The sequence below is a fragment of the Enterobacter sp. C4G1 genome (genome assembly GCF_052886895.1).
The window spans coordinates 1,650,604-1,674,494 of the sequence record NZ_JBQVVV010000001.1 but is presented as its reverse complement, the minus strand read 5'-3'; the positions used below and the strand labels follow the sequence as shown (position 1 = coordinate 1,674,494).

Below are 23,891 nucleotides of genomic sequence, written 5' to 3'. Positions count from 1 at the left end.
GGGGCATTACGCCCCGGTTTTCTCTTCCAGCCAGCCGCCCTGCTCCATCTCCAGCAACAGCAGCATCGTGAGCGCCTGCGCGTAAGGCACCGGCGTCATCGCGATATCGCAGTAGTACTGAATATCCCAGCCGAGCATCGTACCGCGTGAGGCTTCAAGCACCAGTCCGCCGTCGTCGATCCGCGCGATCACCGCCTCAAACGCCCGCAGGGCAGAACCGCTAACGGACTCATCGAGGATCCCCATGCGCACCGCGCGCAGCATCCCGTAGGCGATCCCCGCAGTCGCGGAGGATTCCTGCGGAGAGAGAGGATCGTCCAGCACCGTGTGCCACATGCCGTTATCTGCCTGCAACGCGCAAAGCGTCCGTACCTGCCGCGCCACTACCTGCGACAAATACCGGCGCACGCTGGCATCGAGATGCTCGTCCATCAGGGCAATAAATTCCGGGATGGCAACGGTTATCCACGCGTTGCCACGTGCCCAGAACGCGCCCGCGAAGTGGTGTTTATCCACAAACGTCCAGCCGTGATACCAGAGCCCTGTCACCGGATCGCTGAGATATCGCGTGTGCAGCAAAAACTGGTATCCCGCTTCGTCGATCAAATCGCGTCTTTTGAGCACAATACCCGCCACGCCGAGAAACAGGCAGGTCATAAACAGCGTGTCGTCCCACAGCTGCCCGGTGTTGGGTTGTTCCTTCACTACATGCTGAAAACCACCCTCTTCGGTCCTGGGCAGGTCGCGCAGCAGGGCATCCGCCCAGTCATTGACCGTTGCCAGCAGATCCTGGCGCTGATGATGCCCGGCCACCAGTGCCAGGGCGATCATCGGTGCCGTGGTATTGATCTGCATCTCCGGCAGGCCTTTGCCGATTTGGGTTTCATACCATTCGAGGATCGACTGTTGCAGGGCGGCATCGTTCTGGAAATCGGCAAAGCGCCAGAAACCGTACAGCCCCACGCCGACTTCCCACTCCCACTCTTCAAAATGGATTGCAAAGCCGTCACTCACGCCCACTTCATCAAGATTTTTCAGGCGACAAAAACCACGCACCACGCGCTCCAGGGTGCTCATTAGCTGTTCTTTATTCATGCGTTGACTCCTTTCAGGCGCATTTCACCCAGCCGCTGCTGTTGATGGCCAAAGCGTGAAGAGGCAATAAAGCGTTCGTCAGGGAAAAGCGCCCCGGCCTGCATCTGGGCCGTGTGAAACGCAGGGGCGTCATCTTCACCCCAGAAATCCATCGCATCGCAACCGCGCTCATCATGCCAGTAGCGATAACCCAGAATGGTTGATTTCACCCTTCGCCACAGCGGCTCCGGGAAATCCCCCTGCCGCTTGTTTTCCCACAGCTGTAATAGTGTGAGCAGGGAAAACACCGACCCTTCTTCCCGCGCGCTCACCTGTTTTAGCAGACGATACAGCAGCGCATCGGCTTCGGGGCCGTACTCGCGTTGCGCTATCAGTGCAAGCAGGCGATTGCCGTCAGGCGCAGGCAGTACGGGGTTTGCCGGCAGCGGGTTTCCCGTCACCGGCACGATGCCGAGCGCAGGCTCGTCAAGATAGACCATGTGCAACGAAAAATCGGTGTCACGCTCAAACAGCTCATCAAGATGGATAAGCAGGCTGTTTTTGCCCTCACGCAGCGCCAGCCGAACGAGCACGTACTGCATCTGATTGCGGGTAAACGGCGTAAAACAGGCAAGCTGTTCGCGCGAACGCCACACCCGCACACCGCCGCAGGTGCCAAGCCGAAAGGCATATTCACCATCACGCGGCGCGACAATATCGACGCCCAGCCAGCACTGCACGTGAAAAGGCAGGGCGCGAAAACCAGAGAAAGAGACAATACCGCTGTCGCCGCTTTCAGCGATGTGATTGAGAGGCATTGCCTGTGAGGGATCCACACCGCGCCGGGCGTGGGTCTGGCAGAAAATCTGCCGACAAAACGACTCTCCAGGCTGCCCACTGGCATCATGCAAACGCCCGTCAGCCCCTTCTCCCGTATAAAACTCAGCAAAACGCTCTTCTCTGGCGATGCTGACACGAAAATGCGTTATTGCATCACCCTGAGCCAACCACCCTTCACCCTGAGACATAGCTTCCTCATATCACGCAGAATCAATACATTACGCCGGTATCATCAGCGAGTTTGATAAGTGTCGCGAGAGGCCATTCGCGCAGATTGTCGGGATCTGCCTGGTCACTCACAAAGCGGGAAGAGGTCAGGAATGTCGAGTGACATGCGTCACGCTATTCGCGGGCAGGGAAAGGGGTGATGCGATAAGCGTCACACAAAAATATCCGGTCGGGATTTTTATGTGACGCGCGTCAAACTACTTCAGCCCTTTAAGCTCATCGCCAAGGCTGTCGGCCAGGGCGCGCACCCGGGAGGCATCGAAAAGCACATGCAACCCCGGGGAAGCTTCCGCGTGTTTCGCGCAGTAATCTTCCATTTCCGAGGCACAGCGATACAGCTCCTGAATATTGATCTGGCAAATCTCTCTCATGCTCCAGCTGTTCTCCACCTCACGGGCAAAGCGCAGGGTGAAGAAAGCCTTCTGGGCGTGTAAAAACAGGTGGCAGTAAAGCGCCAGCCCTTGCCACTCTTCCAGCCAGCGCTGTTTAAGCGACCACGGGAACGCGGCGGTTTCAGCAAAGCGCAGCGCCTCCTCACGCAGAGCGGCAGACGCCGCCCCCGCATCGTCTTTCTCTTTCGCAATACGTGAAAGAGAGGCCGCAGAGGCCTCAACATCGCTGGCGCTAAAGAAGACATCGCGCTCAGAGCCGGGCAGCCAGTGGTTGCGGTTTAGCTGCCCAAACAGGCTCCACACCGCCTGGCCGTAGCTTTCAGGTACCTGACTGTGGCGATGAAAAACGTGGTCACGCACATAGATGGCCTGATAAAGCACCTGACCGGCCTGCTCAAGTAAGGACTGGAAAGTACCGAGAGTCTGCTCGTCTGGCCGCCATCCGTAGCATTCGTCCAGCCAGTGCGTCAGCAGCTGCGCCTGGGTCTGGTGAGCGCCGTCACTCATCAGCATCTGACTACAGGCCACCAGGTTGCACTCGCTGAGGGTGCCGATAATCCAGTGGTTATCGACCCCTTCCCAGCTGGTTTTGCATACTGCGCCGCGGATAGCCGGGTTACTGCGACACCAAAGCAACCGCCCCTGGAGTTCGTCAATACGCGGGAACGGGAAGATGCCCCAGCCAACCTCTTCACCCACCAGATCGATTTCCGCCCAGACTTCGCGTTCGCGCACTGCCAGCAGTGCCGGGTTATTGGGGAATGACGGCCAGAACCGTTCCGGGGTCAGCTTGATGGACACGCTCACGCTTTCCGGCAGCGGACGGATGGCCTCCAGCACGTTACCGAGATCGTGATTCCCGGCCGGGAACACGCGCAGCACCAGATGTTTATTCTCGTTTTGCATCGCCCGGGATAGCGCATTGAAACAGCGGCTGTAGAGCGAACAGCTGCGCTCATCGTCGCGTTTCGCACGGTTTTCATCATCCTGCGCCGACAGTTCCCAGTTTGGGCGTGAAATCGGCAACAGCCCGTCGGTATTGGAGATTGCCACCAGCAGGCCGTTCAGCGAGGGAATGCGCTGGCAAATCAGGGAGACTTTTTCAGAAAGATAAGCGCACCAGAAATCGACATCAAAGCGCACGCCCTGGCCCGCCTCGAACAAATGCGGGTGTGCCAGCAGCAGATCGGTCGGGAAGTTAAACTCCTTCGCCTGAAGGTAAAATCGCAGACCTTTCTGCTGGCACAGCAGCCCAAGGCGGTTGAGATACACGCAGCGGGCGCGCTGCTGGCTTGAGAGACGATCGTTGTAATGGTGCGGGGTGTAACCTTTGGGGGAAACCAGTTTGTCGAACAGGTCGACCTGCCCGACAATCACGGTATTGAACTCATGTGCGACGGCGTAGTCGACCAGCTCGCAGGCCTTTTCCCAGTTCCAGTAAGCCTGATTATTTAGCTCAAGCGCTCGCGTCTGCCACATTCATCCGTTCCTTTTGTCGCCAGATTATCCGGTCGACAGTGATAGCACAGAACGAAATAAATATGTGTGTCAGGTATTGCGGATCACGTATCGCGTTGGTGCAAAACAGTTAAGTATCAAATGCACCAGAAAAACCAGCGTCAGCGTGGCGACCAGCGAAAAGGTCACGGAGGTGATGCGATACAGGTCGCTAAACACCAGGTCGCTGTCCGGGTGCATGTTCTGCCCGAACATAATGCCGATGGTGGTGATACTGGCAAAGCCCACCCCGGCCCCCACTTTCTCCATCACATGCAAACGCGCGCCAAACGCCAGCCCGAGGCCGATAAGCGGCATCATCAGCAACATGTGGCTGCTGTGATCGTAAAGGATGAGCTGCACCACCAGGATATAGAGACACCCCAGCACCACGCCTGCCACACGCCAGATAGAGCTCATGACCGAGCCGCGATAGTGCATCGGGAACAGGATCAAAATCCCGGCCATCAGCGCCGAAAGGGAGTCACTCAGGTCGCTAATCTGAAACACCACGAAGATAAGCGTAGCCACAGTGCCGGAGAGCAGCGATTCGTGACGCACGCGGGCATCGTCTTTCTCAATCAGCGGTGGCGGCCTGCGGGGTTCAACGTCCGGCAGCAGATAGTTCATCAGCGCACTCAGACACACTGCCATCACGCTGGCTTCGATGTTGGAAAAGATCAACGTATGCCAGTTGGTTGTCGGGTAGCTCATAAAATTGAGCATTACGCTCTGGCACACCACGCCCATCGAGCCGAACAGGAACAGCGGCCCTTTACTCATAAAGCGAAAACGCATCACGTACAGGGCAAATACCACCAGAGTCATGATCAGCGGCCATTGCGACAAATAGCCGATGATAATTACCATTTCGATGCAGTTTAGCGACGCACTGAAGATAAACTGCTTCGCGACGTGGCGGTTAAACACCGGCACCAGCGACAACAGCATGATGGGATAAACCACAAAAAACACGCCGTAGCTGGTGTTGTAAAAACTTGAGATGCTGAGCGCAACCATCCCGGCAAAGACGATGCGCAGTGTCTGGCGAAAGTCGTTTGCCGTGTAGACGATGTTGCCGTGCGGGGTAAAGACCCTCGCCAGAGTATTAATAGACATAGTGAAGCAGGCTCACCAGGTGGATCTGCATCCCGGAGAAGAAGCGCGCAAACGTGCCTTCGCTATTATAGAGCTGTACGGTGGCACGCGCGCCGGTGGGCAGATGCTTCGGCAGCGTCTCATCCAGCGCCACGTGAATACGCATCCTCTGGGCATCACGTACCCAGCGGTTAGAGGTTTCTGGTTCAGAGAGTTCGCCGTTTACCGCTTCCTGCCCCGCCAAGATCCCCGCATCGCTGCTGACTACGTGGGCGCGGAACACCTGCCCCGGGAAGGCATCGAACACCACGGCAGCGTCCGTTCCCTGATGGGTATGACGCAGGCTCTTTTCCCGGAAATCCGCCACGATATCGGTTTGGTTGTTCACCAGCGCCAGAGCAGCTGAGCCCGACGAGGCATAAAACCCCGGGCTGAGCTGGAGGTTACTTACCGTGCCGTCCGCTTCGGCGTATACCTTCGTCCAGCCAAGGTTCAGCTCGGCTTCATCCAGCGCATTACGGTATTTTTGCAACGTAACGTTGCGGTGCTCATCCCGCTCACCGCGCTGAATACGCAGGTTGCGGATATTGGCATTCAACGAGCTGACGGACTGCTCGCTGCTCTGCCAGGTAGTCCGCACTTTATCCAGATCGGACTGGGAGACGTTTTGTAAGGTGCTGAGTTTCTGATAGCGCTCAAACGTCACTTTATCGTTGCGGGCGGTCAGCTCTGCCGTTTTCAGGCTGGCCTGCGCGGCGCTGATTTGGGCATCCAGCTGGTCGTTAGACAGACGCGCCTGCTCCAGAGCGATTTGCGCCGCTTCAACCTTGTTACGAAACGGCGTGTCATCAAGTTCAAACAGCAGATCGCCTTTCTTCACCTGGCTGTTGTTGTGCACATGCACCGCCGCCACATAGCCGGAAACACGCGCCGACACGGGCGTGACCACGCGCATTACGGTGGAGTCTGGCGTCAGCGGGATCCAGATATCCGCAACGATAAAATAGACAAACATCAGCAGGAAAGAGGCAATACTCACCCTTACCCAGCGGGCAAATTTCTGTTCAGGAGTCATGGTTATTCAGTCTTGTTATCTTCTTCGCGGATTGTCCGCAAATTGCAGGCGATTTGATTCAAAGTAGTGCTGAAAATCTCGATATGTTCAGGTGCGATGTTTTGTGAGACGCGGGCCTGAAAGGTTTCTATCACCTGAGTGAGTGTTTTCAGGATAGCCTTGCCCTCAGGTGTCAGCGTCAACAGCCGGATGCGCTTGTCATAAGGCGATGTGGTGCGCAGCAGATAGCCCCGCTTTTCCAGCTGTGTGAGCGTGCGCATCAGCGGCGGCAGTTCAATGCCCTGCACTTCCGCCAGCTCGCTGACAGAGACATTATCCCCCAGTTGCTGAAGCTGCATCATCACCGTCCAGCTCGACTGGGTTAACCCGGTATCGAGGATGGCATCGTCAATCACCGCGCGCCACTGACGCACGATCATTGCCATTCTCATGCCCATGGGCCGGCGGCTAAACAGATCGTCTTCACTCATAGGGGAGTCCTCTCATCTCACAGGAGCAAGATAATAGTTATCAGGGTAAGTATCAAGAAACAGCAAGTGAAAGAGCAAGAATTGCGAAAGTGGCGTTCTTCCTCTCCCACCGGGAGAGGGAATGGATAAAAAAAGATGATAATAAGACTTATATTACAAAAAGTTAGCTTATAATATCTGGTTGAAATTTTTGATTGGGTGCTTTTACGGGGGCTGTATCTGCTTCAAATCATATGCATTCGTACAGATGCATATTCATTCACTCATATTTAATGAGTCATCACTCTAAAGTAAAATCAGCATCAAAGATGTGACTTTGATGCTTCAACTCTTCCGTATGCAAGTATGTAACTTATTCCGGCAGACAAGGACATTGGTTTTTTCAAATTCTACCCAAAAACGGCCATCAGCCACTTTACCAAACCAGAATCCGCCTCCGTAGCAAATCTCACACTGTATGAATACCAACCAGGAACGAAACATATCTATAGCGATGTAGATTACATGATCCTCGGTTTCATCATTGAATCTGTAGCAGCTATGCCGCTTGATAAATATGTAGAGAACAATATTTATAAACCACTGGGGTTAACACATACCCTGTTTAATCCATTGCTGAAAAGACTTAATCCGCAACAAATCGCCGCTACCGAACTGAACGGCAACACTCGCGATGGTGTGATCAGCTTCCCTAACATCCGTACCAGTACGATATGGGGCTAGGTTCACGATGAAAAAGCCTGGTACTCGATGGGCGGTGTATCGGGACATGCCGGATTGTTCTCGGACACAAGCGATATGGCTGTTCTGATGCAGGTTATGCTTAATGACGGGGCCTATGGCAACGTCAGACTGTTTGACAGGGCTACGGTAGAGCAGTTCACTCAAAGCTCACCAGAAGACGCTACGTTTGGCCTTGGCTGGCGTATCAATGGTAATGCTTCCATGACGCCTACGTTCAGTGTTCTCGCAAGTTCTCACGTATGGCAACACCGGATGGACAGGTACACTAACAGCCATCGACCCGGCTAACAATATGGCTATCGTTATCCTTGGCAACAGGCCGCATTCACCAGTGGCGAATCCTTCCGTGAATCCTAATGTGTTTGCCAGCGGTTTATTGCCAGCGGTTTATTGCCAGCGGTTTATTGCCAGCGGCAACATATGGATGGATTGTTGATCAGATTTAAGGTGCGCTAAAATAAAATTAACGCCATAAAAAAAGGGACTCTTTAGAGTCCCTTTTTCTCTAGAGAAAGTTTTGCAAGCAAAGCGCAATAATAAAAGCTAATGTAGAAACAACCCATAGCGCAGCTTCAATTCTGAATCCTAAAGTCAAGTTAGAAGGCAATTTTCGTATAAAATGATAAGCCTCAATACTCATATCATGATTTGTAACTCTATTATATGGAAATATAAGACTTCCCATTATAAAACCAATTTTTGCACCGTAACTAGATGGTGTTGCTATTAAACTAGCATGTTTAGCCATACTAGCAGTTAAAGGCAAGCGACCAAATTTTTGCTCATATAATATAACTATCTCCTTATAAGCATCTTTATTAAACACATACGATACAAAAAGCAATAATAAAAACCCCAAAAAAAACACAATAATAAATATTAATTGAATTACGCTTGCATTTTCAATTAAAAAGTTTTTCATATATTAAAGCACTCTTGTCTTCATTAAATGAATCAGGTGAAGTAAATGGTTTGTCTTTATAATAATCGATTCCATCATTAATGGAATTACCTAATTTCTCTCCAAAATTTTCACCTATTTCTTCAATTTGCTTTCCAGCCAATATACCTGTACCAACCCCTGTTACGAAACATAGCCCAGTTCCTATAGCTCCAACTTCTGCTGTGATTAAACCAAAAGCCCACATGCAAGTGCTTCTTGCTAATGTACCTGCTATTTTACCTGCAATAATACCAGATCCTTGCTTCAAACCAAATTTGCTATATTCATTGATTGTTGCTTTCCTGCATTCACTTTCTCTGCCAGTTACACAAGCTTCATAGACGTTTGAAGTATAGCCTGAAAAATCTAATCCTATACCTACAAATCCTACAGTTTTCATAAGGTTCATAACCTTAGCTGATTTTTCTATGTATGCGGCATATCCTTCTATATTATTCACTCCTGTTCTATCCCAACGTTGCATAATAGAACTCGTAGATAAACCTAATGCTCTTTTAATACTTTGATATTCATCTAAGTTGAGCTGAGATTTTGAGAATTTTGTTAAAACTAAATCAAGCTGTTTGAATAGTCTTGCACGTTGACCAAAAAACTCCTGACCTGAAATAACACCGCCGTTGCGGTTATAAGTGTTTTTATATAAATTCTCAATATCAATCAAAATTTTATTAATTTCTTCATAATAGCTGCTTCCTATTTCACTGATAAAACCTAATGCATCGCCAGCCTTACCTAAATGACTTCCAAAAAGCTGATATGAAAATGCACCCACTGCCCCTCTGTTATCATGCAGTAATTTAGCCTCCTGTACCGTCAGTGGTTCCAATGCTGCATCAATTCTATCTCTGGCTCGTTGTAAAGCCTCAACCTGTTCTGGTTCCTGCTTATCAGGATCAACTACAATCAGTATCGAACCTGGTTTTTTCTTCATTTCAGGATTCAGTTGATAATAGAGTTCTTTTGTTCCGGCTGGCGGCGTAGTGAATAGATACGGTTCATATGATGCGGGAGTCGCGCCATAGGGCAGCACACAGAACCCAGCATCAACAGGTTCCCGTTCTTTCTGTGGCTCTGTAGGCGCTTCAGCAGGTTCCACAGTTGGTGCTACAGGCTTTAGTGCTGGTGATGATTCTGGTAATGGTTGCGAGTGCAACGGTGAAGTGGACAGGGTAGTTTTCACAGTTTTTTTGATAGCTTCAGATTCAAATCCGTAAATGCAATCAGTAATAGAGTTTATAAAATAGCATTCGCAGGCACACGTTCCCCTGCTATGTGCAGTCCCGGCAGCCTGAACGCCATGTATAGAATAATTGGGAATACCTCCTGCTATATGGTATGCTTTTTTATCAGCACCACAAATATACTTATCACCCATTCGTGCTGTAGCCTGACCATGTATAGTATGATTATCACATCCTCCTATAATACTGCCACCACAAGTGGTTTTATCTCCACGCACTAAAAAATATCCAGCACCCATAATATCCTCACTTAATCAAACTTAATGCTTCTGGATTATTAAAAATCCAGTTGTTTTTCCAGGTAGTAATATACTGACAGTCTCCTATATTGTTAGATTCAGTTAAGTTTAAATTATTGTATGCAAGCAAAGCTTGTTCCTGAATATTTTCATTATCAGAGCCTGCAAGAAATCCGGTATATTCTTTAAAATCTGAAAATCTTCCTTTCCAGTATTTTTCAAAAACTTCAACAACGCTAGAAGGTATTCTTAATGTTGCATGGTCTTCTTCACTCGCTACTGCATTGGAATTATAGGTTATCGGAATCATAACCTGTACCAGATGATAACCTGAATACATTAGTTTATTATCTTTATTTGACCAAAAACCTGCGCTAAGTAATAAATTATAATCATCATTTTTTTTAACGCTCTGATTACGTATCATCATTTCTTTAATATTTAATTGATTCAGAGAATAAACCACCCATTCTTCCCGGAATTTTTTCTTCAGATGAATGCTGTATATTGCCGCTTCTATCCTCGATAAAAACACCATGATTCCCTCCACTCCTTCCTGGTATTTTCTCCAGAGTGGCTCTAACATCTTTTCTTCTTTATATGTATTGCTATTATACAAATCAACAACACGTCCCAGCACCCATAATTCGTGCCGACATATATACTGGCAGACGGTTTTATCTTCTTGGTAAAAATACATGCGTAGTTCAACTCCTTTTTTAAGAGCTAAACATCACACCATGTTTATAACTTAATAATGCGGTCAAGATCACAATAACATTAAAAAAAACCTGAATTTGCATTAACAAATTCAGGCCGTAAATTGATATTCAATTAATAATCATCGCACTTATGATCTAGAGCGTATTTTGGTTCTCAACTATTATTTCAATTCCTTTAAGTCCGTCAACTGAAAGTAATAAACTAATAGCTTTCTCCCATTTTAATGTCGCCTCTCTTTTTTCAATGAAATAATCATATTTATCATAGTGTTTTTTACTGATTGTTTTGTTTACGTGCTGGTTTACGATGTCACGTTCGTTTTCAGTAAAATGTAGCATCCCCGCCAGCGTTTTAAATGTACGGCGTATATCCCTCATCGTGAATGACTTTTCAAAATGTCCTCTGGCAAAATCATTCATATGCTTTTTCCATAAATCACTGTTAAGGCCAACCGTTGGTCTTTCAGCACTGATAATGGAACTCCCTTTTATTTTCTTATTGTATATCTTTAATTGCTCCTCCTAATTAACATTAGAAAAAAATCACTTTCAGTGATATTGCGAAGCTTGTTCGTTAAGAATCCTTGCCGCTTTATCACATACAAAAATGACTGTTTCGATCCCTGTTTTTGAGAATTCTTTAGCCAGAACGATTTTATTTTGTTCCGGGATAAACCTGCTTTTTTGTAAGTGGCATAACTCGAATGGTCGCTACCCGCAGGTATAGAAACCCAGTTCAATTAAGGCATGTGCATCCGGCGGTAGTATGTATTTTTCATTTGCAAGAAGTGTTAAAAGATAATGTTCCTCTCCCACCGGGTGAGGGCATCAGCCTGCAATAGTGTTTAGTGACTAAAATACTTCCTGACGGCAACCTTCCCGGATGCCGTCACCACCACCTCCCGATACCCCGCCACCCGCTGGATCCAGCCTTTGCTTTCCAGATGCGTAAGTAGTGCCGCGCCGGCTTCTCCGCCCAGATGAAACCGCCGCTCGCTCCAGTCCAGACAGGCGCAGCAGGCCTTGCGACGGGGATGAGCACTTAACAGAATGCCGAGTTTCAGGAACTGCTCCCGGCCATGCAGCGTGAGCGCTGAACCGTCTGCCTCCAGCCAGCCTTCTGCCTGCATAAAATCATAGATCTGTACCGCCACCGTTCCGGCAAGATGGTCGTAACAGGTGCGGGCTTCGCGCATGGCTTTTGGCGCGGTGGTTTCCGGCGGCGTAATGCGGCTCCAGGAAAGCCCCATCATCTGCTCGACCAGCGCTGCCACGTCGTGCCCGGCAAGGCGATAATAGCGATGCCTGCCCTGAGACAAGCAGGTAATCAGCCTTCCTTCCACCAGCCGGGCGAGGTGCCCGCTGGCGGTCGACGGGGCAATATCTGCCGCCGTGCTCAGCTCGGTGGCCGTCCACGCCCGCCCGTCCATCAGTGCACAGAGCATTTTTACCCTCGACGGATCGGCCATTGCCGCCGCCACGGCCGCAATGGCTTGCTCCAGTGCAGCGCTGTTATCGGGGGGTAATTGGGTCTTTAACATAGGCAGCCCAGGGTTCGGTTATCTCTGCGGCCAGCTTATCATTATCCGTCAGCAGAATGAGGTGATTCGCGTGGTCACTGTACTGGGTAAGGATAGACACGCCCTGCACTGCCAGCGCGGAGGCAATCTCGCCCAGTTCCCCCGGGCGCTCCTGTTTTAACTTACGGATTAGCGGTTTTGTTACCGCCTGCACCCTGAACCCGGCAGCCAGCAACACGCGCCGGGCTTTTTCCCCCTCTTCCACCAGAAAATGTGCGTCAACGCCAAATACCCCGCCGCCCTCCAGCCCCACGCCATTACGCCCGAGCAGTTGACCGAACCGCGCCAGTTCACCGGGGGCATTCTCGAAAATCACGTGAATGTCATACATCTGCGTGTCCTCCGGTTTCTGAGGAATATTCCCGCACCACCTGCGCCACGCGAATGCGGTAGAAGGCAAAAATAGACGCCCGCCCCTCTGCCTGTGCGGCCAGATGCAACTCGTTGTGCTTCCAGTTGCGGATGGCCTTTTCATCCCGCCACCAGGAAAGGGAGAGGATTTTGCCCTCGGTGGTCAGGCTCTGGAAACGTTCGATATCGATAAATCCGTCGATATCGGCCAGCAGGGGTTTGAGTTCAGCCGCGAGTTGCAGGTAGCGCGCCTGGTGTGCAGGCTCCGCTTTGGCTTCGAAAAGGACTGCGATCATGATGGTCTCTCCGTGTGATGTTAAGGAGAGAATGCAGGGAAGAAGCACGGGATGCTTCGGTGGATGGCGAAGTATTGTTACCGGAGGGCGCTGGCTCCTGTAGGCCTGGTAAGCACAGCGCCACCGGAAGGTTTAGCTCAGGATCGATTTCGGCTCCATAAACGCGCTGATCCCCCATGTCCCCATCTCGCGGCCCACGCCGGAATGTTTAAACCCACCAAACGGGGCTTTTGGCTCATGGGTGAGCGTGTTGACCAGCACCCGGCCAGACTGGATCTGCTGCGCCACGCGCTGCGCACGCCCGGCATCGTTGCCCAGCACCAGCGCGCTCAGGCCATAGTCGGTATCGTTCGCAATGGCGATCGCCTCTGCTTCATCGCGATAGGGGATCACGCACAGCACCGGGCCGAAGATCTCTTCGCGGGCAATCGCCATCTGATTATTCACATCGGCAAACAGCGTTGGACGGACAAACCAGCCATCCTGCGTACCCTCCGGACGTCCTTCACCGCCCGCCAGCAGACGCGCGCCCTCTTCGGTCCCTTTGCGGATGTATCCCTGAACTCGCTGCCACTGCTTTTCGCTGACCATCGGCCCCACCTCGGTGGCGCTATCACGCGGGTCGCCAGACCGCACCGCCGCAACAGCCTGCGCCAGAGCCTGTTCCATCTCCGCTTTACGCGACTGCGGCACTAGAATACGGGTTCCGGCCACGCAGGCCTGCCCGCTGTTCATAAAACCCGCCTGAACCACCAGCGGCACCGCCTGCGCTAAGTCGACATCATCCAGCATGATCGTCGGCGATTTACCACCTAACTCCAGCGTCACACGCTTAAAACTTTCCGCGGCATTACGCAGAATGGCTTTTCCGGTGTGAGTGGAACCAGTAAAGGAGATTTTCGCCACATCCGGGTGGCGGCTGATTGTCTCGCCCACCGTGTCACCGCGCCCGGTCACAATGTTAAACACCCCTGGCGGCAATCCGGCATCACGCAGTGCCTCAGTGATAATCTGGGTTTGCAGGGCGCTCATCTCGCTGGGTTTGATAACCGCGGTGCAGCCCGCCGCCAGTGCGGCCGCCAGTTTGCCACAGATAAAGCCTGCATCGCTGTTCCACGGAGTGATCAGCCCGGCGACACCAAGCGGCGTCATCTGCACCCTGGCTGCACCTGCCGTGAGGGTAAATGCAAATGACTCCAGCGCGTCGATAGCCTGGGCGATAACCTCTGCCGGATAGCTGGCCATCCACGCTGAACGCGACGACGGCGCGCCGTACTCCTCGATAATGGCCTCCAGCAGCGCGTCATGGCGGGCAACAACCGCCGCGTGCATCCGCTTCAGCGCCGCGATACGTTCCTGTCGGGTGGTGTTTGCCCACGCCGGGAACGCCGCTTTGGCGGCTGCTATTGCACGCTCAGCGTCGACTTCATCTGCCAGACGCACCTGGCCAATCACCTGTGCCGTGGCCGGATTGTACAAATCAAAACGCTCAGTGCCGTGTGGGGTGACAAATTCACCGTTGATAAAGATCTGTTCGATGTGACGCATAAGGCCTCCTCAGGCTGTGTGAACACAGTCTGGCACGCCTTTTCCGTTTCGATAATCCACGCTATGCTGCAAGGGTTGTTTCGATTATCAGGACAATCTATGCATCGTTCAGGACTCACAGAGCTGGAAGTGGTACTGGCCGTGGTACGCCGCGGAGGCTTTCGCGCTGCTGCTCAGGAGCTGGGCATGTCGGCCACGGCGGTAAGCAATGCCGTGGCCGGGCTGGAAAGCCGCCTGCAAACACGCCTGTTTAACCGCACCACCCGTAGCGTGGCACTCACCGATGCCGGGCAGCGGTTTGTGGCGCGCGTGGGGCCTGCGCTTCAGGAGATCCGCCAGGCCAGCGAAGAGATCCACAGTGATAACGACGACCCTGCCGGTACGCTGCGTCTGAACGTTCCCAATAATATTGGCCCACTGTTTCTGGACAATCTGCTGATTGCGTATATGCAGCGTTACCCGAAAATGCGCGTCGAAACGGTCAGCGAGGCACGGATGATCGACATCGTGGCCGAAGGGTACGACGCCGGGATCCGCCTGGCGGAATCGGTGCCGCAGGACATGGTGGCGGTGGCACTCACGCCAGATATCCGCCAGTTGATCGTCGCCACGCCTGACCACTTTGCCCGTTACGGAATACCGCAAACGCCCGACGATCTGCTGCGCCATCAGGGGATTGGCATGAGGATGTCCCATGGCGGGCTGTACCGCTGGGAGCTGGAGCGCCGCGGTGAGCAGTATGCCCTGGCGGTTCCGCCACGCTTTTCCACATCCGATCTGTTTGCATCAATAAGCGCCGTAAAGGCCGGTCTGGGGGTGGGTTTTTTACCGGAACTCTATATCCGGCAAGAGCTGGAAAGCGGGGAACTGGTGAGCGTGCTGGAAGACTGGACGCAGCCCTTTGCCGGACTGCGCCTTTACTACCCCGGGCATCGCCATGTCCCACCCGGGCTGCGGGCTTTCGTCGCCCTGGTGCGCGAGCGCGGAATTATTCCAGGTTAGCCTTATTCAGGCCATACGCCACATCCAGCGAGCCAGGTGCCATGCGGGACGTGATCCCCAGACGGTTCCAGGCGTTGATGGCCACAATTGCAAAATTCAGCTCTGAAATTTCGACATCGGAGAAGTGCTCCGCCACGCTGCGGTACAGGGCATCACTCACGCCGTGAACACCAATCTGGGTCAGCGCTTCGGTAAACGCCAGGGCGGCTTTTTCACGGGCGCTGAACAGCGGTGATTCACGCCATGCGGCCAGATGGTACAGGCGCAGCTCACGCTCACCGGCAATTTTGGCCTCTTTCGAGTGCATGTCCAGGCAGAAAGTACAGCCGTTCAGCTGAGAAACACGAATATCAATCAGGTGTTTCAGCGCCGGGTCGATGGAGGTTTTCGCCACTTCCATACTCAGGTCGGACAGCGCTTTTGCGAGTGCAGGTGTGACTTTATGGTGGTTAACGCGAGTGCTCATAGTCTTTCCTCTTTTGTGTGCGGTATATGCAATGCGATGAGGTAAATTTACGCCGCTCATGACATAGTAAAAAGATACAAAAACCATAAAATGAGGTAGGACATGAAGCCGGGTTATCACGATATCTATACCCGCTATCGCGACAACATTACGCGCGGCGTGCTAAAACCCGGCGACAAAGTGCCCGCGATCCGCGTGCTGGCCGAAGAGCTAAAAGTGGCGCGCAAAACGGTTGAAACGGCATATGCCATTCTCATTGGAGAAGGGTACCTGGTCAGCCAGGGCGCGCGTGGCACGCGGGTAAATCCCGATCTGCTGTTGCCCGGGCAAAACGCGCCTGCGGAACAGGCCACCGGCACACTCCCGGAATCACTGATTAGCCAGCGTGAACGCAGTGGATTTTTACGCCCGGGCATTCCGGCGATCGACAGCTTTCCGTACAAAAAATGGCTGCTGCTCGCAGGCCAGACCACCCGCTCCATGCGCCAGGAGGAGATGCTCAACCCGCCGGTCCTGGGCTGGTATCCGCTGCGCCAGGCCATTGCCCGTTACCTGAATATCTCGCGCGGGTTGTCCTGCACCGCCGAGCAGGTGCTGATCACCAGTGGCTATAGCGGCAGCCTGCGCCTGATCCTCGATACGCTTGCCAGCCGCAGCGACAAAGTGGTGTTTGAAGACCCTGGCTATTTTATGGGGCAGCAACTGCTCAAGCGCATCGTCCCGCGCCTGCACACCGTGCCGGTCGATCGTTCAGGTATGGATACCGGATACCTGCTGCACCACCATCACGATGCCCGTTTTGCCATTGTCACGCCATCGCACCAGAGCCCGCTGGCGGTCACTCTCTCCCTGCCGCGTAAACAGCAGCTTCTTGACTGGGCAAGCCAGAACGAGGCGTGGATCATCGAAGATGATTACGACGGTGAGTTTCACTACACCCGCAAGGTGTTGCCATCGCTGAAAAGTCTCGACCAGCACGACCGGGTGATCTTTATGGGCACCTTCAGTAAAACCATCATGCCGTCGTTGCGTATGGGCTACGTGGTGATGCCCGCCAGCACCGTGGCGGCGTTTACCGACTGCGCCGACATCGTGACCAGCGGCCAGCCGGTGCTCACGCAAAAAATCCTGACCGCATTCCTGAATGAGGGGCATTTTTTCCGACATCTCAAAAAGATGCGTGCGCTGTATCAGACCCGCCGCGACTGGATGATCGCCGCCTTGCAGGAGGTGTACGGCGATCTGTTTTTCACCGAGCAGAACGACGGCGGGATGCACATCGTGGCGTTTTTATCCAGAGGCAGCGGCGACCGTGAAGTGGCACGCTGCTGGCAACAGCACCAGCTTCAGGTGAATGCGCTTTCCGAGTGGTATCGCGGGTCGGGCAAACGCTACGGGTTGGTGATGGGCTATAACAATGTGCGGACGTATCAGGAAGCGCTGGATTTGCTGGAAGGGCCGAGACGGCAGACGCTTGAACTGCTGCGCTGAAAATCGCCGGGTGGCGGCTGCGCCTTACCCGGCCTACGATCTACACATCAAATCGCGACAACCCAACGTCCTTGAGCTGTTCATCACTCATGGCGCTCAAAATGCGGCGAGTACGGTTGATGCGATACCAGTTCTTCACCGTTTTCCAGATCCAGACAAACGCAATAAACGGACGTTTTGAACGATTCTCGTGAAATTCCATGATGCTCTCCTCACTGTGCCAGTGGGGTTATCATCCTGGAAATCGGTGTATGCAATACAGACTCAAAAACAACTTTTATTTAACATACAGATCCGCTAAAACAGAATCTGCATGTCGTTTTTTGCGGCGATCTGTACTGGTTTGATTATCTGTATGGTGTAAATAGAGGATACAGCATGACGCGCTATCAACATCTGGCCAATATTCTGGCCGAACGCATTGAACAAGGGCTATATCGCAGCGGCGAACGTTTGCCATCCGTGCGCGCCCTGAGCCAGGAACACGGCGTCAGTATCAGCACCATACAGCAGGCTTATCAGATCCTCGAAAATCTTCATCTCATTACCCCGCAGCCACGCTCCGGCTATTTTGTTTCTCAGCGCAAAGCTCAGCCGCCTGTTCCGGCCATGACGCGCCCGGTGCAGCGCCCGGTGGATGTCACCCAGTGGGATGAAGTGATGATGTTGCTGGATGCGCGTGCCGACAAAGAGATGATCTCTTTTGGCGGCGGCTCGCCGGACCTGAACCAGCCGAGCCTGAAACCGCTGTGGCGGGAAATGAGCCGCATTGTGCAGCACAACCCCACCGATGTGCTGAGCTACGACGTGCTGGACGGGCGGTTTGAACTGCGCGAGCAGATTGCCCGCCTGATGCTGGACGGCGGTTCAACCGTTGCCCCCAACGAGATTGTGATCACCAACGGCTGCCACGGCGCACTGTCGATTGCGCTGCTCTCGGTGTGCAAACCGGGAGATATCGTGGCGGTGGAGTCCCCGTCGTTTCACGGCACCATGCAGATGCTGCGCGGGTATGACATCAAGGCCATTGAAATCCCGACCGATCCTGAAACGGGGATCAGCATTGAAGCCCTTGAACTGGCACTGGAGCAGTGGCCAATCAAGGCGGTGATCCTGGTGCCCAACTGCAATAATCCGCTTGGATTCATTATGCCGGAAGCGCGTAAACGTCAGGTGCTGGCGCTGGCTCAGCGCCACGATATCGTGATTGTTGAGGATGATATTTACGGCGAGCTGGCGGCAGAATACCCGCGTCCGCGAACGATCCATTCGTTAGATATAGATGGCCGCGTGTTGCTGTGCAGCTCGTTTACCAAAACCGTGGCCCCGGGGCTGCGCGTGGGCTGGATTGTGCCGGGACGCTATTACGACCGGGTGATGCACATGAAGTACGCCGCAGGGGGGTTTAACGTGCCGGGCACGCAGATGGCGGTAGCGGCGTTTATTCGTGACGGGCATTACCATCGGCATGTGCGGCGGATGCGCCAGATTTATCAGCAGAATATGGAAACCTACACCTGTTGGGTGCGGCAGTTTTTCCCGACGGAGATTTGCGTGACGCGCCCGCAGGGAAGTTTTTTACTGTGGGTGGAGCTACCGGAGAAAGTGGACATGGTCTGCGTGAGTAAGCAGCTGTGCCGCCTGAAAATCCAGGCCGCAGCCGGGTCATTGTTTTCCGCATCCGGGAAATATCGCAACTGCCTGCGGATCAACGTGGCGTTGCCACCCAACGATAAAAACCGCGATGCGCTGAAAAAAATGGGCGAGGCTATCCATATTGCGATGGAGGAGTAGATTTTTTCCAGATTGGAATCTTACCTTATATCTTATGATAAGAGATAATACATTATGTTGAAAAATGACATAACAGTTTCTCCTTAATGAATATTTTTTTCGTAACACTCAACTATTAAGCTGATTAAAACATTAAAAAAATCATCCCATATCGCCCCAACAAAAATTACAATATAATCTAGCAAATAAACCACCTCTTTCTCATAAGTTAAAATATAAAAATCAGAGTCTATAGCGCAAATGATTTTTTTCAGCTCTCATGAAGTTGGAAAACAAAAACTCGCATAAATTTTATTTTTTGTGAAATAATCACCCCGCATACGCAACATCAAATTTATCAATGCATGACTTAACATATAAAGCCGTTCATTCACACCATCTTCCTTTAGAGGAAGGTTGTTAATTACCCACATAATTGCAGACTGACCATCATAATGCGATGAAGGTTTAAATAAGCGCTCAACATGTCCTATCTCACTAAGTGTAGTGAGTGCATAAGCGAATGGATATGGTCTATTCACTTCATCTTCCTGGGTTCGATTCATAGAATAAAAACTGTTAACAAGTTTTTTTATCACCTGGTCTGAAATCAAATCCCGGCGACCTAAAATACTGGCGGTTTCTATAACATAAGAACAAGATATACCATGCAAAAAATAATTTTCAGATGGTTCAATGTCATTTGCTGTATGTACTATATCGTCCAATAATGTGTCAATATTATTTCTCTCATGATTAAGCAGCCCTAAATTATACATCGCCATTATGTAATATAGCCCCATATGTGTTCTCTCAATCGGGGTAAGTGCATTCAACAATAAACTGGCTTGCTTAATACGATTATTTCTATAATGAAGCAATTTATGGCTTCCCGTTACAGCAATTGCGTTTAACATTGTCAGCAAAGGATATATTATTATAAACTCAGGAGTCATGTGTTGCGGAAATACGGGATTAACTCCAATAACGTCTACCTTATCAAGGTAGTCCAGAGTCTCAGCCAGATAATTTCGACCATTATCTTGCAGCATCCAGCCATAACCCAGCAGACTTATAGCACTGAACAACATACCGCCACTTCGTCCTCGATAAAAAGGAGAAGGAATATGCTCTAACGTGTTTAATGCATCAATAATATGATTATACTCCTGAGTAACTGCATAATTAGCTTTATCACATATAGCAAGTGCAAAAAACACTGATGTATAAGCGGATAGCTTTTCGTAATCACCATGATTACCTTTATCCTCATCCTTTATGCAATTCAATTTAATATCACCAATAACATCAAACAACACTACTGATAAATCAACACGGTGCTCTAGAATAGTGAACACATTAATATTCAGTTTAGCAAGCGCGTCAATTGTTATACTGTATTGCATAATTCTCCGGTAAGGATCACATTCATGCTCAATCAAAGATATAATGTTGTCGATATAAACAAGCCTTTCCTTCTCGCTAATTATTTTCTTAGGGTTAAGGATAAGGTTAATAAAATCACAAAGTAAAGCTGAAAAGTTCACATAGTTATCACTATAATTACCTTTAGCCTTCAAGAAGCAGAAAGCCTCCTGAATTAAAGATGAAACACTTTCATTGTAGTCCACAGGATATTGCCCCAAGCCTAACCCTCTGACTATTCTACTCCAGGGTGTGGTGATAAGCCGATTCTCATTATCCATGGTAGTCAAATCAATTTTGATATCACTATCAATTTTCACTGTACTAAAATCTTTCATATTATAAAACCTCTTTTATGACGTCATCAACAAATGGCACGCTGACGCCTAGAAATTGGTTAGTTGTACCTTGCAGAATAGCTAACGACCAATTTAACCATTTAATTCCTTCGCAATAAATTGCAACTGGCCTACGTTGATTGAATATACTATCTTTAATAGTACCATCGAGTTCAGAAGAGAAGTGAAATGGTGGCATCGCAGCGAAATGCGTTCCCATTATGAAAACAAAGCGCACCAACCAATATGGGTCCTCCTTAATATATATGGAGTCTGGGTTGGTACTATCGTAAACATTATTCATTACCTTAGAAAAATACTTTTCCATTCCAACGATTGACTGGTCATTAGAAGGGTTAATATTTTTCTGAACGCAATCAGTGATCTGGTAGGTTTGCTGATATTCATTACCTTCAGTAAAATGAATATTAATAACTGGTGTTTTTTCATCGTTGAACTTCATATCGAGTGTAAACAACTCGTTATGAAGTTCATCATAATGGCCAAGAGAGTTATGCCACGGTTTGTTGTCATACATATAATCATCCCGACACTCATCACCTTCAGTTTTGTAGCCAATAGCTCGAGGATCTAGAAATCGTAATTCTATTTGATCTGCGTTAATCGCTTCCAGTGCTTGAGCGCGATCTCTTCCTCACTACTCTTCTGATTAATTAGGTTTTGTACCTCCAATAATGGTGCTGTATTGTTAATCTTGATATTTTCAGTATTTGTATCACCCATCACCAGAGAGTGGTAGAGCGGTTCCAACTGACGTAAGTACTCAGGATGAGAACGGAAAGTGTTCAGCAATTGTTTAATATTAAGATATTCAGTACCGTTGATAATAATTTTTTCACTACTCAATAATTCGGGACAAAATACTCCGGGGGCGGTCTGCTGACATAGTTCAAGCCGGTCTTCTATTTTTCTGAAGTAGGAAATTTCCAACGTATTGCCTTCGGATACAACCCTCTTCTCGCGATGAACGTTATCACGCAGAAAAATAAATATGATTTCGTATAATCTGGCAACAATTTGTGGAGAAATCTTGTTATGATAAATAAATTTGCTAACTTCTTCCCCTTCAACAAGACTCATCTCATAGATCACCTCTTTACAGGTAGCTTTCCCCACTCTCATCTGACTGACTGGGGTCAGAATCTCACGTTCAGTGACATTATAAACTTGTGGAAACCAAGGTTTGACGCGCTCTGGTAGAGCACGGAGATATTCAACCTGTCGGGCAGCTTTGGCAAAGGGGGGTAGCATTACACCTTTCCCATTGCTTGACCATTTAGCCGCGGTCAACGCCTCACTCAGTACTTTACGCACAACGATCGGCTCAACTGGCGAGCGCTGGATAAACATAGTCATCGATTCACTCCCACCATTACAAAACAAAACGGGAACTTCATCCGCCTCAATATAGGCGTTAATAGTTCCGCATAGCAGATTTCGTCGACCTGCATATCTGGACACTTGAAGATATTCCTCAGTTAAATGTGCTTGTGTCTCTATCTCTCGCTGCTCAAGTATAGAATCAGGATTATGCGACCAAATATCACGTATAGATGAAATTAGAATAATATATGATTGATATGGCGCCGTATTCAGAGAATCCCAGCTAAGTTGCCTATCTAAAGTTATGATCGAAACATGGCAATCAAGGGCAATCTGAACCCGCAGCTCGGGATAATCACCTAATAATATTTTATAAGTATTAATTTCAAGATCTCGATGTTCTAACAAAGAAAGTCCATTAACAGAAAGTATCGGGACTTTCGCATTAATAATCCTGGAAGAGAATTTTTTCACTACTGCCCACGGTGATTTCTTTCTACCTAACGTAGTATAGTAATCACAACAAAACAGTGTAATATTGTCTAATGAGACAGCTCCAGAGATAACTAAACAAGCGAGCCATCCAATAAAATCATGAGCAGTCAAAAAAATATTACTGGCTTGTACAAGCCCAGGGCGAAAAGTTTTCATCATTTCATAAGCAATCAACTGTATAACAATACGTCGAATAGCCTGAACTTCAGGTAGCGCATCTAAAATACGTAGTTGCAAAATTTTTCGTAGTGGCTCCCCAGTAGAGTGCTCCGCTTCGATGCGCGAACAAATAGCATCAAAATCTGGGATACTTTCCATTTCCTGCAACGTAATAAATACATCAGCATTGCTAAATCCATCGAGGTTAGAAAAATAAAAAAGTGTTTTTTCCTCATGAATTATAAACGGAGTTTTCTGATAACGAATTAAACCATCATTAGTAATAATTTTTAGATCAGCATAACTTTGGTGCTTATCAGTTTCATCTCCGTGAATATTGCGTCTCAGGCGAGCCATCATCACTCTTTCACCCGATTGCAAGAATTCTCTATAGAGCCAGGTATTTTTGTATATACTATCTATACTTACTACGACATTTCCACTAATGTTCAACTCAAGTGGAGCTACTCGCTGAATAGCCTCAGTTATTTTAGGGTAAAATGAGGCTGCAAGCTTAGCATTCTCACGTGTAAGATCTATCCACTGATCAATTCCTGTGCATATTTGAGCAACATCACTATCGCCTCGGATAGTGTTTAATGCTTTAAATGCGCGCATGATAAACATTGATTCATTCGTTTCTCCAGGGAATGAGAATGCTGGAGTTCGGATTTCATTTTCGCGCAGCATTTGTACCGATTTATTACCTACCCCGAACTCGATGATGGCGTCAGCGTCGAACTTATCCGCCATCCTGGCTGTAGTTGATGAAAGCATCACCTGATCGACAATAGCCAAGATAGCAGAGCGTATATCATCTTTATGGGTCAACAAATTTTCACAGTGATTGGCAATAAGAGGAGTATGTGGATAGAGGAATTTTATCTGTTGGTCGACAATAAATCTTTCCAGTCCCTGAATTAACGGGGTTAACTGTTTCGAGTGGGTAATAAATTTTGTCGGTTCTTTGAGTTTTATGACTTCTACTGACGGAAATTTTTTCATAAAAATATCAAAGCATGATTTAATGCTCGCTTTC

The 23,891-nt window shown here is 49.8% G+C and carries 22 protein-coding genes and 1 pseudogene; 4 read left to right on the top strand and 19 right to left on the bottom strand.

The genetic code is table 11. The annotated features are described in order from the left end of the window. Positions 1 to 6 precede the first annotated feature (6 nt). From bglB to ACT9TW_RS08030, 6 genes are all read right to left on the bottom strand, one after another. Positions 7 to 1,095, bottom strand: coding sequence for a beta-galactosidase BglB (bglB, locus tag ACT9TW_RS08055; protein WP_446492070.1), 1,089 nt, complete (start codon positions 1,093 to 1,095; stop codon positions 7 to 9). Beyond that, positions 1,092 to 2,102, bottom strand: coding sequence for a hypothetical protein (locus ACT9TW_RS08050; RefSeq protein ID WP_446492069.1), 1,011 nt, complete (start codon positions 2,100 to 2,102; stop codon positions 1,092 to 1,094). Before ACT9TW_RS08050 ends, bglB begins: the two co-directional genes overlap by 4 nt. Positions 2,103 to 2,339: 237 nt before the next feature. Further along, positions 2,340 to 4,013 (bottom strand): hypothetical protein, encoded by a 1,674-nt coding sequence (locus ACT9TW_RS08045; RefSeq protein ID WP_446492068.1) that lies wholly within the window; start codon positions 4,011 to 4,013, stop codon positions 2,340 to 2,342. A 69-nt stretch (positions 4,014 to 4,082) separates the two neighbouring features. Then, positions 4,083 to 5,150: a DUF2955 domain-containing protein gene (locus tag ACT9TW_RS08040; RefSeq protein ID WP_446492067.1), complete on the bottom strand. Its 1,068-nt coding sequence runs from the start codon at positions 5,148 to 5,150 to the stop codon at positions 4,083 to 4,085. Beyond that, positions 5,140 to 6,204: an HlyD family secretion protein gene (locus ACT9TW_RS08035; RefSeq protein WP_446492066.1), complete on the bottom strand. Its 1,065-nt coding sequence runs from the start codon at positions 6,202 to 6,204 to the stop codon at positions 5,140 to 5,142. Before ACT9TW_RS08035 ends, ACT9TW_RS08040 begins: the two co-directional genes overlap by 11 nt. 2 nt (positions 6,205 to 6,206) lie before the next feature. Further along, a complete protein-coding gene (locus ACT9TW_RS08030; RefSeq protein WP_182059434.1) occupies positions 6,207 to 6,674 on the bottom strand; it encodes a MarR family winged helix-turn-helix transcriptional regulator in 468 nt (155 codons plus the stop codon). Positions 6,675 to 7,124: 450 nt separating this feature from the next. On the opposite strand from ACT9TW_RS08030, the pseudogene pbp4b reads away from it, so the two are divergent. Further along, positions 7,125 to 7,864, top strand: a pseudogene (gene pbp4b, locus ACT9TW_RS08025) (penicillin binding protein PBP4B); the annotation flags it as partial. Positions 7,865 to 7,923: 59 nt separating this feature from the next. On the opposite strand, the gene ACT9TW_RS08020 reads toward pbp4b, so the two are convergent. The 8 genes from ACT9TW_RS08020 to ACT9TW_RS07985 form a co-directional block, all read right to left on the bottom strand. Continuing rightward, positions 7,924 to 8,340 carry a hypothetical protein gene (locus ACT9TW_RS08020; protein ID WP_446492065.1) on the bottom strand — a complete coding sequence of 139 codons (417 nt, stop codon included), beginning with the start codon at positions 8,338 to 8,340 and terminating at the stop codon, positions 7,924 to 7,926. After that, positions 8,321 to 9,862, bottom strand: a complete 1,542-nt coding sequence (locus tag ACT9TW_RS08015) for a PAAR domain-containing protein (protein WP_446492064.1) — start codon at positions 9,860 to 9,862, stop codon at positions 8,321 to 8,323. The genes ACT9TW_RS08020 and ACT9TW_RS08015 overlap by 20 nt, the downstream gene beginning before the upstream one ends. 7 nt (positions 9,863 to 9,869) lie before the next feature. Next, positions 9,870 to 10,562, bottom strand: a complete 693-nt coding sequence (locus ACT9TW_RS08010; RefSeq protein WP_446492063.1) for a hypothetical protein — start codon at positions 10,560 to 10,562, stop codon at positions 9,870 to 9,872. A 157-nt stretch (positions 10,563 to 10,719) separates the two neighbouring features. Continuing rightward, on the bottom strand, positions 10,720 to 11,004 hold the full coding sequence (locus tag ACT9TW_RS08005) for a hypothetical protein (RefSeq protein ID WP_446492062.1): 285 nt from the start codon (positions 11,002 to 11,004) through the stop codon (positions 10,720 to 10,722). 425 nt (positions 11,005 to 11,429) lie between these two features. Continuing rightward, a complete protein-coding gene (locus tag ACT9TW_RS08000; RefSeq protein ID WP_446492061.1) occupies positions 11,430 to 12,125 on the bottom strand; it encodes an ArsR/SmtB family transcription factor in 696 nt (231 codons plus the stop codon). After that, positions 12,097 to 12,495 (bottom strand): amino acid-binding protein, encoded by a 399-nt coding sequence (locus ACT9TW_RS07995; protein ID WP_446492060.1) that lies wholly within the window; start codon positions 12,493 to 12,495, stop codon positions 12,097 to 12,099. The genes ACT9TW_RS08000 and ACT9TW_RS07995 overlap by 29 nt, the downstream gene beginning before the upstream one ends. Further along, complete coding sequence (locus ACT9TW_RS07990; protein ID WP_446492059.1) at positions 12,488 to 12,811, bottom strand: antibiotic biosynthesis monooxygenase family protein; 324 nt, start codon at positions 12,809 to 12,811, stop codon at positions 12,488 to 12,490. The genes ACT9TW_RS07995 and ACT9TW_RS07990 overlap by 8 nt, the downstream gene beginning before the upstream one ends. Before the next feature lie 132 nt (positions 12,812 to 12,943). Next, entirely contained in the window at positions 12,944 to 14,359 is a 1,416-nt protein-coding gene (locus ACT9TW_RS07985) for an aldehyde dehydrogenase family protein (RefSeq protein ID WP_446492058.1), read from the bottom strand. 99 nt (positions 14,360 to 14,458) lie between these two features. On the opposite strand from ACT9TW_RS07985, the gene ACT9TW_RS07980 reads away from it, so the two are divergent. Continuing rightward, positions 14,459 to 15,361, top strand: a complete 903-nt coding sequence (locus tag ACT9TW_RS07980) for a LysR family transcriptional regulator (protein WP_446492057.1) — start codon at positions 14,459 to 14,461, stop codon at positions 15,359 to 15,361. Here the strand turns inward: ACT9TW_RS07980 and ACT9TW_RS07975 are convergent. Continuing rightward, a complete protein-coding gene (locus tag ACT9TW_RS07975) occupies positions 15,348 to 15,827 on the bottom strand; it encodes a carboxymuconolactone decarboxylase family protein (RefSeq protein WP_182059425.1) in 480 nt (159 codons plus the stop codon). The two genes, ACT9TW_RS07980 and ACT9TW_RS07975, sit on opposite strands and share 14 nt — an antisense overlap. Positions 15,828 to 15,929: 102 nt before the next feature. Between ACT9TW_RS07975 and pdxR the strand changes: the two genes are divergently transcribed. Next, positions 15,930 to 17,318, top strand: a complete 1,389-nt coding sequence (gene pdxR / locus ACT9TW_RS07970; protein WP_446492056.1) for a MocR-like pyridoxine biosynthesis transcription factor PdxR — start codon at positions 15,930 to 15,932, stop codon at positions 17,316 to 17,318. A gap of 40 nt (positions 17,319 to 17,358) precedes the next feature. Here the strand turns inward: pdxR and ACT9TW_RS07965 are convergent, their stop codons facing one another. After that, positions 17,359 to 17,520 (bottom strand): DUF1127 domain-containing protein, encoded by a 162-nt coding sequence (locus ACT9TW_RS07965; protein ID WP_315687757.1) that lies wholly within the window; start codon positions 17,518 to 17,520, stop codon positions 17,359 to 17,361. Between the two features lie 176 nt (positions 17,521 to 17,696). Between ACT9TW_RS07965 and ACT9TW_RS07960 the strand changes: the two genes are divergently transcribed. After that, positions 17,697 to 19,112 (top strand): aminotransferase-like domain-containing protein, encoded by a 1,416-nt coding sequence (locus tag ACT9TW_RS07960; RefSeq protein ID WP_446492055.1) that lies wholly within the window; start codon positions 17,697 to 17,699, stop codon positions 19,110 to 19,112. A 257-nt stretch (positions 19,113 to 19,369) separates the two neighbouring features. Here ACT9TW_RS07960 and ACT9TW_RS07955 read toward each other — a convergent pair whose 3' ends face one another. The 3 genes from ACT9TW_RS07955 to ACT9TW_RS07945 all read right to left on the bottom strand — a co-directional run bounded on the left by ACT9TW_RS07955 (position 19,370) and on the right by ACT9TW_RS07945 (position 23,857). Then, on the bottom strand, positions 19,370 to 20,854 hold the full coding sequence (locus tag ACT9TW_RS07955; RefSeq protein ID WP_446492054.1) for a hypothetical protein: 1,485 nt from the start codon (positions 20,852 to 20,854) through the stop codon (positions 19,370 to 19,372). 1 nt (position 20,855) lies between these two features. Next, a complete protein-coding gene (locus ACT9TW_RS07950; protein WP_446492053.1) occupies positions 20,856 to 21,392 on the bottom strand; it encodes a hypothetical protein in 537 nt (178 codons plus the stop codon). Positions 21,393 to 21,460: 68 nt separating this feature from the next. Continuing rightward, positions 21,461 to 23,857: a hypothetical protein gene (locus ACT9TW_RS07945; RefSeq protein ID WP_446492052.1), complete on the bottom strand. Its 2,397-nt coding sequence runs from the start codon at positions 23,855 to 23,857 to the stop codon at positions 21,461 to 21,463. Positions 23,858 to 23,891 lie beyond the last annotated feature (34 nt).